General features: G+C 50.0%; 9 protein-coding genes. 2 read left to right on the top strand and 7 right to left on the bottom strand.

Annotation, left to right across the window (positions count from 1 at the left end; genetic code table 11):
• Nucleotides 1-54 precede the first annotated feature (54 nt).
• From AC6I7T_RS32135 to AC6I7T_RS32125, 3 genes are all read right to left on the bottom strand, one after another.
• A complete protein-coding gene (locus AC6I7T_RS32135) occupies nucleotides 55-2763 on the bottom strand; it encodes a PAS domain S-box protein (protein WP_497794721.1) in 2709 nt (902 codons plus the stop codon).
• A 756-nt stretch (nucleotides 2764-3519) separates the two neighbouring features.
• Nucleotides 3520-6045, bottom strand: a complete 2526-nt coding sequence (locus AC6I7T_RS32130; RefSeq protein ID WP_497794719.1) for a glycoside hydrolase family 15 protein — start codon at nucleotides 6043-6045, stop codon at nucleotides 3520-3522.
• A gap of 212 nt (nucleotides 6046-6257) precedes the next feature.
• Entirely contained in the window at nucleotides 6258-7976 is a 1719-nt protein-coding gene (locus AC6I7T_RS32125; RefSeq protein ID WP_497788306.1) for an IS1634 family transposase, read from the bottom strand.
• A 460-nt stretch (nucleotides 7977-8436) separates the two neighbouring features.
• On the opposite strand from AC6I7T_RS32125, the gene AC6I7T_RS32120 reads away from it, so the two are divergent.
• Nucleotides 8437-8790, top strand: coding sequence for a hypothetical protein (locus tag AC6I7T_RS32120; RefSeq protein WP_497794717.1), 354 nt, complete (start codon nucleotides 8437-8439; stop codon nucleotides 8788-8790).
• Between the two features lie 135 nt (nucleotides 8791-8925).
• Here the strand turns inward: AC6I7T_RS32120 and AC6I7T_RS32115 are convergent, their stop codons facing one another.
• Nucleotides 8926-9867, bottom strand: coding sequence for a FliA/WhiG family RNA polymerase sigma factor (locus AC6I7T_RS32115; RefSeq protein ID WP_497794715.1), 942 nt, complete (start codon nucleotides 9865-9867; stop codon nucleotides 8926-8928).
• A gap of 413 nt (nucleotides 9868-10280) precedes the next feature.
• On the opposite strand from AC6I7T_RS32115, the gene AC6I7T_RS32110 reads away from it, so the two are divergent.
• Nucleotides 10281-11264: an alpha/beta hydrolase gene (locus tag AC6I7T_RS32110; RefSeq protein ID WP_497794714.1), complete on the top strand. Its 984-nt coding sequence runs from the start codon at nucleotides 10281-10283 to the stop codon at nucleotides 11262-11264.
• Between the two features lie 229 nt (nucleotides 11265-11493).
• Here the strand turns inward: AC6I7T_RS32110 and AC6I7T_RS32105 are convergent, their stop codons facing one another.
• The 3 genes from AC6I7T_RS32105 to AC6I7T_RS32095 all read right to left on the bottom strand — a co-directional run bounded on the left by AC6I7T_RS32105 (nucleotide 11494) and on the right by AC6I7T_RS32095 (nucleotide 17039).
• Nucleotides 11494-12504 (bottom strand): phospholipase C/P1 nuclease family protein, encoded by a 1011-nt coding sequence (locus tag AC6I7T_RS32105; RefSeq protein WP_497794712.1) that lies wholly within the window; start codon nucleotides 12502-12504, stop codon nucleotides 11494-11496.
• 68 nt (nucleotides 12505-12572) lie between these two features.
• Nucleotides 12573-15068 carry a GH92 family glycosyl hydrolase gene (locus AC6I7T_RS32100; protein ID WP_497794711.1) on the bottom strand — a complete coding sequence of 832 codons (2496 nt, stop codon included), beginning with the start codon at nucleotides 15066-15068 and terminating at the stop codon, nucleotides 12573-12575.
• 15 nt (nucleotides 15069-15083) lie between these two features.
• The gene (locus tag AC6I7T_RS32095; RefSeq protein ID WP_497794709.1) at nucleotides 15084-17039 is read right to left on the bottom strand and encodes a beta-glucosidase; all 1956 of its coding nucleotides are present in this window, start codon (nucleotides 17037-17039) and stop codon (nucleotides 15084-15086) included.
• Nucleotides 17040-17580 lie beyond the last annotated feature (541 nt).

Raw genomic sequence — 17580 nt, 5'->3', positions numbered from 1 at the left:
TTCCAATTTGCGAAGTAGAAATTACTTAATTCTATAGCGGTTCTATCATGCCTTCTAGGCAAAACGTGAAATAGCTCTCTCATAAGAATATTGATTCTGCAAAACCGGGGATGGTGCCTGGTGCGGGAGGAAGATTGAAAAGCAAGTACCGGACCTGCCAGGACTCTGCTTACTGCGCACGCGCATGGATCCTCCGACCCGATCAACAATTCCCATGCTCACCCACAACCCTAGACCGGTCCCCTTGTCTCCTTTGGTTGTAAAAAAAGGCTCAAAGATATGATCGAGATGCTGTGGGTCAATTCCCACTCCAGTATCTGCAATTGAGATTCTATATCCGCGCCTATGAAAGCCGCGCCAGTCTGTCGCTCCTCGCAGATGAATTGTGATCCGTCCATCGACGGGCGTAGCTTCAATTGCATTAATCAACAGGTTTGAAATCACCTGTCGAATCTCACTGCCAAAACCAACGATTTTGCATTCGTCGAGTAAACGCGTCACGATGCCCACATCTTTCTTCTTTGCCTTCGGCACAAATAACAACAGTAATTCCCGAATGACTACTGAAAGATCGAACTCTGCTGGTTTACCTGTTTCCCGATAGAGATTCAATGTTTGCTTAGTAATGTGAACAAGTGTATTAAGTTGATTCTCGAATAAGTTGAGATACTCCCGGGCATGCTCATCTAGAGAAGACCGCTGCAACAAATACACAATGTTGGTCATTGTCTCCAGCGGATTATTAATCTCATGCGCAATTATGCCTGCCAGCTTTCCTACCGCCGCTAATTTTTCGCTGCGGATCAAAGCCTTTTCCGCATATTTGCGGCCAGTAATGTCCTGGATAATTGCAGTACGATACAAAATATTGCCTTGATCGTCGAGCACCGGAGATGATGTTTCATTTACCCATACATGAGACCCACTCAAGTGGAGATACCGCTTTTCAATCTCGTAAGAATTGGACTTTCCTTCAAGCACCGCTTCTAACAAGCGCGCCTCGCGGGGAACATCTTCCGGATGTGTAATCTCATTCCAAGTTTTATTCAGCAGGTCGCTTTCACTATACCCCAACATACGGCACAACGCCGCATTCACCATGCGGAATCGGCCGTCTGACGAGACTTGGTCAATCCCAACCGCTGCATATTCACAAATAGAGCGAAAGCGCGCTTCGCTTTCTCTCAGCGACTCCTCAGTCTGCTTTCGTTCGGTTATGTCCTGCATGGTCATTAGGACCTGATACTGTCCGCGGACCTCAAGTCTTGCGGTAGAGATCAAAAATGTAGCTTCTCGAACTTTTCCCGATAGCACCAGTGAATGCCGGACCTCAACCTGTTGATGACTGCGTCCCGCAGCAAAAGTATCGAGAACAGTCTGACGTATTCGACATTGCTGGCAATGCGAACCAAAGCCACAGCCGTCAGGAGTATCTAGCGCATGCAGACAATGTAAAGCTTCTCCACCGCGCAACCCGAGAATCTCTCCATTGCAGAATTCCGTAGATTGCTTAGCAAACCTGTTTGCCTTTTGGATGCGGCAGTCTCCATCCACAAGCAACATAATGAGTGGTGCATGCTCATAGATCGCGCCCAGTTCTTCTTCGGACTGTTTGCGTTCTGTGATATCTCGCACTACAAGCACGGAGGCTGTTACCTTACCGTTTTCTACCACCGGAGCTACAGAACAGGAGCCGTCAAGAGGCACACCCTTCTTATTAAAGAAGACCTCCTCGTGATCGTATAAGGTCACCCCTTTGGCACAGACTTGCTCCAGGGTACACATGGATGGAATATGGGAGTTTTCATTCAGATGTTTATGGTGAGCTATTTCATGCAGCTTCCTCCCCAGGAGTTCCTCGCTGGTAAAACCGAGCATCGCTTTAGCCGCAGGATTTACAAAAATCGTTCGCCCCTCGGTATCGCACAGGAATATGGCATCGGCAGCAGTCATAGTGATGGCCTGGGTGATTGAGAGCTGGCGCTTCACTTCTTCCTCAGCACGTTTCTGATCGCTAATATCTGTATTGGTCCCAAACCACTGCACCACCTCGCCACGGGGTCCATTAACCGGCACCACGCGAGTTAAAAACGGACGATACACGCCGTCAGCTCCGCGTAGGGGAAACTCCATATCGAATGGCTCACCTGTCTTGATTGAGGTACTCCATCGTTCCAAAACCTTTGGTAACACCTCGGGATCGTGAACCATCTCCCACCCCCATCCTTCCATTTGAGCCGGAGTGGTTCCCGTATATTCATACCAGCGATGGTTGTACCAGAAGATCCATCCATCTGGATTCGCCATCCATGCTAGTTGTGGAATCGAATTGGCCAAAGACTCAAACTGCTCTTCACTCTCGCGCAAGTGTCTACGGGCAAGTTCCACAAGCCAGCAAACACTAATAAAGGTCACGTTGAAGAATGCAGTCCGAATCAGATTCGGAATATCGAGACTAAACTGATCATAAGGGGGAAGGAAAAAGCGATTCGCCAACACCGAAGCCAGTACAGTGGCCAGAATGCCTGGTCGCAAGCCCCCGATCCATACGGCGAAGAACACTGCAGGATAAAAAAACAGAAACGGCGCGGTGTAAATGAATGGGCGGAGCCATAGGCCAACCATCGTGATTGCCACAATTACAAATATTGCGATCGCGTAGCGCCAAGGTTCCGGCATGATGACGGAAATCATAACCAGCTTATGTGCAGCAGCAGTGAGACCTCTTTTTTCTCTACCTCGCCATATTGTCGTATTCACCATTGCGGGGTATCCTTCCGACCGTTTGTAGCTGGTTCACTATCCGTGGGCCGTTGGAAGATTGTTTATGAGACGGAGGCATACCCTGTGCAAAAGTGCATCAACACCAGGCATGCGATGGACAATCGCATGCAATTCCGTCGCCGTCCTCAGCGCATTCCACCCATGTCTAGATCATCGACAGCAATAACCCGTGACCGACCTCACAATATAGTAGCGATACTGTCACTCGGGCAACTTTCTTCTGGAGTATCGCTCTATTGATGCTTCCATTCCACAGTTTTTCTCCAGATTCCCAAAATAGGAGGCGTGCCCGTGATTTAGCTCTTTATATGAAGGATAGCGTCGAATTATCCCGTTTCCCTTTAAGGCAGACTAGCGCTCCGAATGCCAACAAGCGTTTCGCAACCAATTTTTGATCAGATACAGATAAGGAAATTGTTTTCTCTCCTGTTTCCTGAACAGGAGATTCAATCTCAATTCACTGATCTGCAATATCTTGAAAGGCCCATGAACTTGGGAAGGTATATTCAGAATGAGGCAAACTCAATGGTGCACTTGTCTTACATGTAATACATGGCTACTTGTCTGGGAAGTGGTTTTACAAATTCCAATCGAGGAGAGCCTGCAAAGCATTGAAAGCTAAGGTGGCCAAACTTCCACAAGTAGCGATGACTCAACATGCCTACGACAGAATCCGTTCCACTAGCTCAATGGCACAACTTCTGTCGCAGTTTCGATCACAATTTCGATAGAACGCTACGAATAGCTCTCAATCTCCCTGAAGTTCTCGATGAAAGGTGCTCCGCCACTGGCACTTGAGTTCTGGGGTGGGGCATAGAACTCGGGACGGGCGCTGTAACCATCGGGACTTTCAGCCCCTCCTATACTAATGTCAAAGTTCCGGCCCTCCCACCGAGCTTCTTCAAGCCAATAAAACGTGAACGAGATTGTCTTCGCCTGGGACCCGAAAGAAGCCTTAAGATCTACAAAGCTCCCCAACGAACCTAAATTCGTACTGACTGTGGTAATCACGGATTGCCAATCATCTTTCGTCCACAATACCCGGAATGGTTTTTCTGCCACTATTCTTAACGTCATACCTGGAGCTATTTGCCGCACGGGACGGCGCAGCATAAAAACATCCAGTTGGCGAGGCCTCCTCATCGTGCAATAGCGCTCGTAAACAGGATCAATGCGATCAAAAACTTTACCGTCGAAAGCTGACCGCAATAGCTTGAGATATTCCGCATGAGCCCAAACCAAAGGAACTGCTGCGCCTGCAGGCTTGCCGTAGAAAAGGCCTTTCTCTGGACTGTCTTCGTCATCCCATACCTGTTCTGGCAAAAGATGTCCTTGTGTGGCAAAAGACTCCATTACCTTAATCAAGGGGCGAGGATCCTTCCCCGCTGCTAATTCGTAGTGAGCTCTCTCCCCTACCAACAACGGCCACGGACGCCCCACGCCACTCCCTAGGTAAGGGCCGCCATCGGCGGTTGGGCCGTAGCCGTCGTGGTTGTACCGTCTCCAGCACGGGCCTTGCGGCAAATCCACTTTCAAATGGTGATCCACAACTTTCAAGGAATCTACGATCAGGGGATCATCAGCGCGCCGAATCCCATACCGCACCAGCTCCAAAAATCCGGCATCAATGATTTCGCGTGCTTCATAGTCATACTGTGCGCCAGGGGGCTGGTTAGCAAGACGCAAGATCTCGGTTCCAGCTCCTTCGCTGGAATAGGGAAGTTCACTCTCTGGAGGACGTACCCGCATATAGTGACGCTTGATCTCCGGATGTAGTACTCCGTCATTAGTCACCGTCCAATCTTCAATATGACCTTCAATCCAATCGGCGTGCTCTTCCAGGAATTGAGCGTGTTTCGGCTTACCATGGTTACGCAGTAAATCGGCAGCACAGATTAGAGAAGAAACTACAACAGCTAATGTAGACGGAGAATATCCAGCCGCCTCTTCCCAACGTTCCTGTTGAGTTATGGGCGCATGTCGAAGAATGCAACCGGCAGCTCTCTCCACAAATGGCACAACATCGAAGTTCCCAAGCCCATTCAGTTTCCAGAGACGCCAAGCCAAAATGATAGGAAATCCAATTTCATCAAGTTGCATTCCCGTCCAGTAGGGACGTCCATCGATCCAGAAGTTCTGTGCGAAACCTCCTTCGGGATTCTGTGTACATGCCAGATAGACCAAAGCACGTAGCGCGGTTTCTACCCGTCCGGAAGCAAGCAGCGCTGTAACAGTCTGAATCATGTCGCGGGTCCAAACAAGGTGATATCCACCTAGATCTTCATCGCTTTTCGCATGTCCCCAAGGAATTGAAGCCGATGCAATGAAAGCTCCTGCAAACGTCTTGTCTTCATGTGCCAGTAGGATATTGTTGCTGGTCTGCAGTAACATTCCGGCATCACCCGCCGCTGCACCGAGCTTCTTGGGACTGGTCGTGCGATACCACTGATCCATAAACTGCTTCAGATGTTTCCGAAAAGGTGTTGCCAGAGATCCAACAGCCTCCGATAGAGCAGCATGGGGACTTTCGCCAAAACCAATGGCTATTGTAAACTCACGCTTCGCAGCGGGAATTTCACCAGTGATAGCTATATTTCCATCTGGTGCTGCTCCGAAGGTCCAATTCATCTTCATATGCTTATGCAGATCTTGCCAACCATCGCTACTCCCGACATACCCACAACTCACGCGATAGAAACCACAATCTACAGCCATCGCTAAGGAAGCTTTGTGCCTCCAGGCGACAAGCACTTTCTTCCCTGCCACATCAAGAGAGCGCGCTGAATTGCCATACCCACCACCATCCAAATGAGGAGCCAATAGCGCATAAATCTTCAGCTTTGGCAAAAGCGCAGTGTCCCCCTCAACACGTACATGCATCAGGACAACAGGGTGAAACGGGTCGCTAATGATGTCTTTAACCAAAGAATATCTTCCGGCTGGATCGCGATTGACATAGCGAACAGCAAGAGCATCTGGATCGATATACTCGAAACTCGTTATCAGATCCCGCTGCTCTTCATGTAGAAAAGTCTCCCCGTCTGTAACCAAAAATTGCATATCGCGGATCTGGGGACGATCGATTGTTGGATGGTAAATTTCATTCAAGATCCCCCGCGAAACCGTATACCAAATACGACTGGATGGAGAACAAGCAGTGCCGACTGCATCTTTTTCACTAGAAGTCCAAAGGGGATCGGTACCCGGCGCACCAAACGCCACACCGTTCCCATCCAGCCACCGGTAGGTTGGGGTAAGCATATTTCACCTCTGCTATTTATGACAGGTAAAGAAAGAATCGGCACCTGAGAAGGCAGGCCAAGCCCTTGGTCAAGAGGTTTTTCTAGTAATGGCCCACTTTGAAACTCAAGGCTGACTGGGTATATGGACCGAAGTTCCACATCCTTAAGGACGAAAAGGTGTGCGAATTCAGAGGGATAAGTGCAGAGAGCGAATCGGGGTCTGGGTACAGTTTAGAAAGCAGGGGCAACGCCGAGCAGTTCAAAGGCGCGGCGTTGCAGCGGCGTAGGTGTAGAGATCATTTGCATGGAATGGTCGGTAACAGAGACTTGATTGAGAGTCAGAGTAGCCAAGTCTTCGAGTAGCGTGGAGAAGCTATGGACAGCAAGGCCGTCAGCGGAGCGATGGTTTTGCCGCTTTTCCAGAGCCGCTGGGGAACGATGAGCTGGAGCTACGACGGAAGGACGAAGAGCCTCCCCTGCTTGAGGCTCTTCGTCGGTAAATAGCAAGGAGGCGAGAGCTTGTTTGAGATGCCATTCGACATAGGCCGCCAGCAAGCATAACAGGACATGAGCCCGAACGCGGTTAGCCAAGTGATGGTGAATCGGCCGCACCTTCAGATCAACACTCTTCAAGCTACGAAAGGTTCGTTCCACCACCGACAGACGCTTATAGTTGCGCACCGTCTGTTCTGCGGAGAGCTGCTGCTGGGCAACGCTGGTGCGAAGCACATAGATGCCGTCCAGGGCCGCTTCTTGAGCAATGCTGTCTAAGTTACGTCGATAGGTGAAACGGGTCTCCTCGACGGTGAACTGAAAATGCTTGCCCATTTTGTATCGGCCCAGAGCTTTTCCAATAGCGATGCCGATCTTCTCCTTACCTCGTAGGGGACGTCTGTTGCGTTTGCTGGCGGCAACAATCTGCTCCAGCCGCTTTTCTGTGGCAGCTAAAAGCTCCTGACGTTTGCGCGAGCGTTCTTCGGCCAATAAAGGGTTACGACAAGCGATGAGTCGCTCTCCGGCGTAGTCGGGATGAGAGATCTCAGCGAAGTCTTGCTGGTCAAACAAAGACAGCTGCAGGCATCCAGAATCCACCAGACTGCGAATCTGTACGCTACGCAAGGCGGTGATCCAATCCAGTCCGGAGTTGCGCAAATCCTGTTCGATGCGGGCGCTGGTCAACATGCCTCGATCGCCCACCAGGATGACCTGTTGCAGATCAAAGCGGGTGCGTAACTTTTCCACTTGAACGGCAACGGTCTTCGGATCGGCCGTGTTGCCCTCAAAGACTTCCACTGCAAGGGGCCGTCCGTCTTGATCGGTCAGCAGACCGAAGACAATTTGCAAGTTGCCTGAACGCTCATCGCGGGAATGACCATACTGTGCAAGTGGACAATGCCGACCCTCAAAATACGTGGAGGTTACATCGTAGAGCACTAAACAGCCTTGCTGCAGATGGCGCTTGGCCAGTTGCTTTTCAATCGACTCCTGGCGCTCGAACAACCAGTCCATGGCGCGATACAGTTCCTCTTCGCTCACAGATCCCAGCCCCAGACAGGCCCCTAAGCTGCTGGAGGCGGTCTCGGCTTCCAAGCCCCGTACGGTAGCCAACTTCGAAGCTGGCTCAAGGATCCTAGCCACGATCATGGCTACAACCAGATCGCGTTCCCGACAAGACTCTCGACACACCAGGCGCTCCAGTCCTAGCTGACGCAGAGTGCCCAAAGCAGCAGCAACGTGACCATGAGGTAAGGAGCGGTTGATGGTGAAGGCTCCGTTGAGCGGGATCATCGACTCGCCCTTGAGTACCAAGCGCAGACTATCGATCTGCTCCTGCGGCCAGTCGGAAAGGTTGGCCAGGGTAACCTTGCGAATCTTCTTGCCTTCGCGAACGGCCTGCCGCAGCAGTACGGCTGGAGGAGAGTTGCGGTTGGGCACGACGTCGATGTACATGGCCAGCAATATGCATCATTAACAGCACGACGTCAAGCGATGATTTTGATATTACATGGGTACATTTTCATGTAATCAACAAAGACATACTCTGCTTATCTCACTTATCAGTAAGGTGCTTATCTCTCCCTTTGCTCCTTTTCTAAGCTGGAACTTCGGTATGGACCGACCCAGCGTAAACGTATTCACAAGTTTATGCCCGAAAGTCTTTTGTTTTGAATGCAAAACTCAAAGGGATCCTACACCGAGCAGAACGAATAGAGACTGGTCATTGATACCACACACATCGTCTAATCTCTGTCTGAAATTACCAAAATGAACCTCACGCAACATCAGTACAGCGTAGACCCTTATCAGGGGATAAACTTCGCTCTCGACCTTGCCGAATAGGGGAACTAAGACCTTCTGATGTCAGGACAAACTGTATGAGCATTCCGCTACATCCTTGGTTGAGGAGGCGATGCTAGCACAAGATGTTCAAACCAGACGATTTGGAGAAAATCACATATCCCCGAAGAGTAACGGCAGTAATAGTTTAGGAAGATTCAAAATGCACAGTTATCGTTTTGTTTTTAAGCTCAAGAAATCAGGGAAAGACGAGGAGATGGATTCCGCCGCTCACATTGATTTTCCCTCGGATTTTGTTCCCTTTATTCCTCAAGTCGGCGATCAAATCCACTATCGGGCTTCAGATAATAGCGAACACAAAGGAGTAGTTAAAGCACGGGATTGCTGGTATGAGCTTTCTGACGCTGTGGTCCAGCGAACAATTGTTCGCTTTATCCTGTCCAAAGAAGGATTTCGGCCCGTCTAGAGCCTTACCTTAATACTTGTTCAAATTCGACTCGATTACCTGCGGCGCCAGTAGAAATAGATTTCGCCAAGCACTGCAACTATCCAATGGGGAGCAAAACGCTAGCTAAGCCGCATCCGATAAAACAGCACTATTCTATCGGATGCCCTTGTTCTTGCCCGCTAGCTTGGACCGATTATATGACCTAGCCGGTGCCTTTGAGGCTGTCCCGGACGGAACAAATGATTCAAGCATCCCACGCAGACGTAAAACTGCTGAAGCATGAATTTGAGAAACTCTCGACTCGCCTACATTCAGGATTAAAGCAATTTCTTTCATGTTTGCTTCTTCGTAATAGTAGAGTGTCGTTACGAGCCGCTCCCGCTCAGGAAGTTCCTCAATAGCCTTTGCTAAGCGCTCCTGGAGCTCTCCATTCAGACACCGGAAGAGAGGACTATCCTCAGGAGGGTTCGGGATATACGCAAGCATCTCCTCATCCGAATCTTCGCAATATTCCGCGTTCAGGGAACCAATTTCAAGATTCTTTACTTCGCTAAGTAGCATCTGGTACGCAGTAAGATCTATCTGCAGTTCCTTAGCCACCTCATCATCCGCGGGGGCACGCCCAAGATCCTTTGTCAGGGTAGAGATCGCTTCCTGAATCATACGTCCCTTGCGGCGTAGGCCACGAGAGGCCCAGTCGAGGTCCCTCAAACTGTCGAGCATGGCTCCACGGATGCGAAAACAGGCGTAAGAACGAAACTTAACTTTCTTGCTCACATCGAATTTCGTGGCTGCATCCATTAGCCCTACAAAGCCTGCAGAAATCAAATCGTCAATATCCACGTGCTTAGGCAGCCGTGCATGTATCTGTCTGGCGACAGTCTGAACCAGTGGCAAATGCTCCAGAAGAAGTTGTTCTTGCTCTTCCGTCAATTTACGAGATAAACCGTCAGTAGTCTCATCATCATGGACGCTAGACTGCCCAATCGATTTTCCATCTAAATCCACACCCAACACAGCTGCGGAATAGTGCGTATTGTAACTGTCGATTTCTCCAAGACTATTGGCTACCAGCCCAGTATTTACGTTCTGCATATCCACCTTCCAAATTCAATAAAGCAATGGAATTCGACTACAGTGACAACAATCCTTATAGAGCAGGATCAAGATACATTCGCTGGATGCGGCCGTTAATCCCTACAAAGAGGATTTGTAAATCCACCGAAGTTGCACTTTAAAATCTAAAGGTTATTCTTCCGCTGCCGATGTAGCATCCTGCTGCACAAGAAATTGCCGCCTAAACCTCTACCAGGGAGGACGGTATTACCAAAACCCGAGAAGAAGCAGCAGTCTCCCCGGCGACGGCCCCCTCTCAATCAGCACTACCCCTCAAATCTGCTCAGCAGATTCAAGCTCCAGATACGGCAATTCCCTGAATAGAAGATAGTCATATGGAACTGGACGGAATATAGTCGTTTCTTCGAAGGCTCTATGGCGGAGAATCTCAGATGACACACTCATTGAGAAGAGCGCGCAAACCCATCGATCCCGATCTCAAGGCTTACCTTAAGGCGACTGCTCCGTCCACACCGGTTGCATCCTTACCGACCGATGCGGAACGAGTGCAAATGGGCCGAACCATCATAAACAATGCGCTTAAGAACCGCGGAGCCATCTCTGGATTGCCAAATCGTGTAGAGTCGTCGGACGTAATGATTGATGCGAGATTGGCATGCCGGCTTTACAGTCCGCAGGATACTACTTCGTCACTACCCGTGCTCGTATACGCACATGGCGGAGGATGGGTGGTTGGCTCTGTAGAAACACACGATCCGTTCTGCCGGCTCCTTAGCGAGGCAGCCCATATCATGATCTTTTCGGTCGAGTACCGGCTGGCCCCCGAGCACCCCTATCCGGCAGGCCTCGAAGATGTATTTGCAGCCTACCGATGGGCCGCCGTTCATGCTGGGAGCTTCAGAGGTGATCCTAAGCGATTGCTCTTAGGGGGAGATAGTGCCGGTGCTAATCTTGTAGCGGTTGTGGCAAATCGCATCTGCGCCACTGAGACAAAAGTCTTACCGGAGGCGCTGATGCTGCTCTATCCGGTTACCGATCACCCAAGCGCCGGGCACCTTTCTTATAGAGAACATGCCAGCGGTTGCGGGCTCGATGCAAACCTCATGCTGTGGTTCTGGAAGCAATATGCCAAAGATGCCCATCCCGATGACCCGCAGATTTCCCCTCTGCGCCTGCAGCACATTCCTTCACTCCCTCCAACCTTGGTAGCAACCGCCGAATACGACCCACTCCGAGATGAAGGAATTGCTTATGCCCAAAGACTTGCAGAAGGGAATATTCCGGTCACACACCTGCATGCGCCAGACATGCATCATAATTTCCCCGTTCACCCCGGAACGGTAGTCCGGTTCCCGCAGTCCGTTACAGCACTCAAGAACTTTGCAGGTTGGCTGCAAGAAACCTTAAGGAGATAAGAAGCGGTTAAATTCGTTCCCAGACGTCCGGGAAATCTCAATGCTCACCAGACTTCATAGGAAAGAGAACGAGGCAAGGCTCATCAAAGAAAGACCGCTCCCCGCGAAAGATCTTCGAAGCAAGATGCACTGACAGTGCACATCCATAATCTTCCAACTCAAGCTACGATCTTCCTCATCGAACATTCCAGAACTCTCCGACTTTCCCAGATTTGCCGAAACCAGCAATCTACCGTTTCAACGATGTAGAAATTGAAGCTGGAGCTGATCCCGTTTCGGGGTTGTAGGCGGGATTTTGATCCGAGTTCGGATCGATACCATCCCGCTTCGGAGCATTCGCACTTTCCAGCCACGCTCTGTTCAGGAGATCACGCAGCAGACGTGCTCCAGCAGCCGTACGGGTGTAGACCATCTCGCGAGCCATCTCGTTTTGAGGATTTGTGAAGGCCTGCTGCTTATCCAGGCGGTAGATCTCTTCGACCTGTTCATTCGACTTCTTTAGAAAATCTAGCACCAGGTCGAAAACATCGCCGTCCAAAGATCCCGCAGAACCGATCCGAGGAAGAATATTTTTATCCGTCAGGTTGATCTGTTCAACGTATTGAGATTCAAAACGACCATGAATCTTGGGATCGCGAGTGTAGTTATGAGGATTTGCCCCCTGCCATCCATCGTGATGAATCGTATCGTGCAGTGGCTGGGCTCCATCACCGACATAATGACCTAACCAGAAGGTATACATGGCACAATTCAATTCCAGATGGGAAGTATCCTGGTTCCTCTCCTTTGCTGCGCGCAGTGAACGCATGTTCGCGACCAATCGTCCATAGACCTCCATTACCGCGAAAGGTAACGTCCCAGTCCAGCGAACATTCATCTTTTTCGCGCCTTCTGGATCGGTCTTCGCAATGAGCAGATTCTGGCGATATAGTGCAATGACATATTCATATCTTGAGCGTGGAATTGGGTGCATAAAGGAGAACTGTTCCATAAACCATCCATGATTAGGGTCCTCCTCTATCTTTGTGAATGGTTCAGAGCTACTCCGCCAGGAATCAGGAAGACCTGCAGAATCAGCAATATAGTCAATATACTTATGCAAAAATACCGGTCCATCTGCAGGCAATGACTCTATGGCTGCCCGATCAATAACTGCATGTCCACGTTTTCCCCACGCGTGCGCATTTAAAGTTGGGATGAGTGCTAGGGCAAGTGCCCACATCAAATGTTTCGAAAGCATCGGGAGTGAATCCTTTTCCAGTAATTAAGCTAAGCGCTGAACACTAAGAGACTGTTAATTTCCTATTACTAACTTTTAATAAGCCCGGAGGGAGGGCGACCTTCAGGAGCTGAAGCCCAGTCCTTGTTCGGGCGCCTGCTCATTCGGAAATGAAGCTCTCCCCCAGCGATAATTTGTGCATGCGTGATCCAAGAGCAATTTAGATCTTTTCCATTTAGTTGTACGCGTTCAGTATAGATATTTTCTGCAGAGTTATTCTCTGTAACGATGGTGAACTTCGTCTTCGCCAGAGGGTTATGAATCGTGACGCGATTTACCATTGGACTGCCAAGAACATAAACTCCAGTAGCTGCATTCACGGGATAGAGCCCAAGTGCGGCGAAGACGAGCCAACTGGACAACTGCCCACAATCGTCATTTCCTGGAATGCCTGCCGACGTATTGTTATACAACGATGCAACTTTACGAACCCAATACTGCGTCTTCCAGGGAGCACCTGCAAAAGCAAACAGATACGGATGACAATGACTGGGCTCGTTGCCCTGTGCATTTTGCCCTACCATCCCGGTAACATCAGGACGAACGTTCAGCACATCGGACGGAGCTGTGAAGAGCTCATCCAACTTGGCGATAAACGGAGCATCTCCTCCATGCAGTGCAATTAGCCCCTGAATATCATGCGGCACACTGAAGCTTGCCTGCCAGGCATCGGCCTCTACGTAATCTTCTTCGTATTCTTCATCAGGGCGAAAGGGCTCACGCCATTTTCCATTTCCCAGCCTTCCACGCATGAATCCCGTGGAAGGATCGAAGAGGTTCCGATAATTCTGGCCAAGTTTATAAAACATGGTGGCATCTTCCTGCTTGCCTAGCAGTTCCGCCATAGCACCGGCACACCAGTAGTCATATGCCAGATCCAGGGTGCAGGAAACAGCTCCATTATGGAAATCAATCGGAACAAAACCCTGCTCGCGAAAGCGATCCTGCATCTGCCGATTGCGTTTCACATCCGTGCCTGTAAGTGCCGTATCGTAGATGGCCTTATAAGCCATCTCGATATCAAAATCCCGGAAACCACGAACGTAAGCACCCAGGATCATGCCCACAGCATGAAAGCCATTCATGCTCCAGGTCTCATTGCCCCAAAGTGGCCACATTGGCAAGGCGTGCATATCTAGCTCGCGATAATCGGCCAGCAATGTGCGGATAATATCGTTAACCCGTCCTGGCTGGACTAGTGTCAGGAAGGGGAATTCTCCACGGTAGATATCCCAGATTGATAATGCAGTGTACTTTGTGAATCCGGGGTTCGCGTGGTTTTTGTGATCCTGTCCGCGATAAGTTCCGTCCACATCATTAAACGTAGCGGGAGCAACAAGACTATGATAGGTCCCGGTATAAAATGTTTGCCTAAATTTGCGGTCGGGAATATCAGCCTCAAGCATAGCGAGCGCCTCGCTCCATGCTTGCTCCGTCGTTTTTACGACTGCATCAAAGTCCCAGTGAGAAATCTCTCCTTTTAGATTCTTTCTGGCTCCATCGATGCTAGTGCAGGAGATGCCTACACGAACCATAATGGAATTCATCCCGGCGGAAAACTTGCAAATTGCTTTGAGCCGCTCTCCCGCGTATTTCTTTCCAGGAGATGCTAAACTCACTTCGCCATTTTCGTTGACTTCAATCGAATCAGCTGGACTTGAGAACTCAAGGACGAAGTAGATCTGCCGATCACGAGCCCAGCCATGTGTCGAGCGCATGCCACTTATACAGGAGGAACTTTCAACATTTAGCTCCGCATGATAGACCTTGCAATTCAGGCTATGCACGAGATCGACAATCATGCCCTTGCCTTTATCGATAGCACTTGTAGCATATCCATAACGATGCATGCCACAGCGTGTCGTTGACGTCAGCTCCGCCTGTACCTTAGGCGTATCGAGAAATACACTGTAGTACCCTGCTCTCGCTATCTCTTGTTGATGAGAGAAGTAGGAGCGGTATCCGGAATCATTTTGGCCATATACCCATCCAGAATGCATGCCCAGAGCTTCGATCTGCATTTCTGCTTGCGGCGAAGGAATGCCTGCATCCCAGGACCAATTCTTCCCTTCCACCAGCGGCATCAGCAGAATATCGCCCAGATCCTTGCCACCCGTGCCTTGCACATGGGTATGACTAAATCCGGATATGACATCGTCCGGATAGTGGTAGCCAGAGCAATGCTCCCAATCATAATAGTCCCCACGCGCATTCCACTTCGGTTCGGGTGGACCGCTCGTATCCGGACTCAGTTGAACTAATCCAAAAGGAGCAACTGCACCGGGGAACATATGTCCGCGCCATCCCGTACCTATCATCGGATACACATCGCTAATTGGCTTGCCCGCAGCACTCCTGGCAGGAATGAGCCTTCCCTTTGCAGTAAGCGCACGGCTGGCGGCAAGGGTTATGTCGGACGAGATCAGAGAGTATCCAGCAGTTCCTGCACAAATTTTAAGGAATTCGCGTCGCGCTAACTTCAGCTTATTGGTCATCCCGAATAGTCCTTGGTAAAGGTCGTTCAAGCACGCAAGCATCGCTCAGCGCAATATAAGATTTCTGACTTCGATCAAATCTGCTGAAGAGGTTGCAAGTGCAACTTTAAAAGTACCGTTCGCAACCTTCCATCCCTTGCTCTGCTCTGACCAGTAGGAGAATGCTTGTCGATCAAGCACTTGCTGGACAACGCGTGTCTCACCCGGATCGAGATGTAGCTTTTGGAAGCTCTTTAACTGGAGAACAGGTTCATCTCCTTCAGGAAGAGGAGGAAAGCCCACGTAAATCTGGGGAACGGATGCCCCTTTCCTTGTGCCAGTATTCGTCACACGAAAGCTCACGGTGACCTGAGGTTCACCGCCTTTCCCAGTCTGGCTCAGAGAAAAATCAGAGTAAGAAAATTGTGTGTACGACAATCCATAGCCAAAAGGGAACAGTGGCTGTATCTTTTGCGCCTGAAACCACCTATACCCTACAAGAAGTCCCTCGCTGTAATGAACTGCCCCGTTCACCCCGGGATATTGTTCCGGGTTTCTCGCAAGAGTGTCTTCACTGCGCACAGGAAAGGTGATCGGTAAGCGGCCCCCGGGTTCGGCATCCCTAAATAGAACATTAGCTACGGCATCACCATCTTCCTCGCCCGGATACCAAGCCTCCAGTACGGCGGGAACTGCAGGTAGCCAAGGCATCAAGACAGCCGAGCCGCTCTTAAGAACAACAACCGTCTGCGGATTTGCTGCAGCAACGGCAGAAACCAGTTTGTTTTGTGATTCAGGCAATGAAAGTAGATGATCGTGATCTTCCCCCTCATTGTCGCCAATCATCACAATCGCAACCTGTGCTTTTTGGGCAGCTTTCACAGCTGCATCCAGATCAGAACCATCCACCACAAGAAGAGCTCGCTGCGACTCCATATGGGAGTAAATTCCGTCTTCAGGCCGTATCGTGTAGAACGGATTTACGTATGAACTACCGGTACCACCGGTCATAGTGTGGACAGCATAGGGACCAATAAGGGCGACGCTTTTTAGCTTTCGCGAGTTTAGAGGAAGCAGATTGCCCTCGTTCTTGAGAAGCACCATAGACTCTTCCGCAAGATGTCGCGAAACTGCACCATGAGCAAATACGGGAATAGACGGATTAGGAACTCGCTCAATTGGCTTTCTATCGAAAATTCCTCTTTCAATCATCACGGTGTAGCGTCGAATAAGCGCATCGTCAATCCGAGCTATAGGAACTTTGCCATCTTTGATAGCCGCAGCCATCGCTGAACCAAAGTACTGCCCCGTCGGCATTTCAAGATCTAGTCCCGATAGAATGCTTCGTTCCGTACTATGGACCGCCCCGAAATCCGACATCACGAAACCTTTAAAATGCCAATCTGTTTTGAGCGTCTCGGTTAGCAAAGGACTGTTTTCGCAATTAAAAGCACCGTTCACACGGGGGTAGGCGCACATCAGAGAATCGACATTTCCCTCTTGCACCGCAGCCTTAAAGGCTGGCATATATATTTCCCGAAGCGTGCGTTCTCCGATAATTTCGTTGATGGACCCGCGCTCGGTTTCCTGGTTATTGGCCAGATAATGCTTCACATTTGCAAGGACACCCGCACTCTGAATACCACGGATGTTCTCAACCGCTATGCGGCTATTGAGCCAGGGATCTTCGCTGAACGACTCAAATGTACGGCCGCCCTGGGGAACACGCACAATATTGACGTCCGGAGCCTCCAGCAGATCAGACCCCAAAGCTAAGGTCTCTTCACCAGCCAAGCGTCCATACTCAAATGCCGATTCCTGACTCCAGGTAGCAGCCAAGGCAATGGGCGCAGGTAATGCAGTAGCACGCAATTGAGGCCCGGAACCCCCGGGGCCAACACCTGCAGGTCCATTCGTAACTCGAAGTGCAGGAATGCCGAGGCGCTGGATCCCCGGCACAATTCGGAAATTTTTCTCGTCTCTGAAGCCATGAAGCTGGTCAATCTTCTCTTCCAGAGTCATTTGAGAGACAATTCGCTGAGCCCGAGTTCTAGCATCCTCAGATGAGTACGTTTGAGCTTTGCACGCCCCTGTCAGCGAATACGCAATCACCCACAAAAATAACAAGCAGGTATGCTGCAGACGATCTTTTGATCTCTGTCTGCCACAAGCTCCAAAAACTTTATGTCGTTTCACTTTGATTCCACTCTTTGATGGGGCTGTTCGGGAAGGCCGCTCACAAGAACGCTTCAGTAATGCAATTGGCTGACGACTACAATCTAGTCTTCAATAGACAGACTTCTATGCATCCACATTATCGAAATGGCAATTGGAATTTCAACGTTAAGCCGCCTTCTAACGTAAGTCTACGTAATTGATTACAAGGTACTTAGCTAGGTATACCTCTATTTACAGTAGCTACGTAATGAAAACACTTGCCGGCGAGTTCATCGTTTTGGCATCAATTATTGCTGCATCCGAGTGATGATCGGCGCTGCATCGAGACAGGAGCGATGCGCAATTTCCACGCTCTAGAGGAGAGGAAGAGGCAGTCTCATGAACA

Source organism: Humiphilus diazotrophicus (assembly GCF_059726315.1).
The sequence above is the reverse complement of the archived record's forward strand: the minus strand, read 5'-3'. Positions and strand labels throughout refer to the sequence as shown.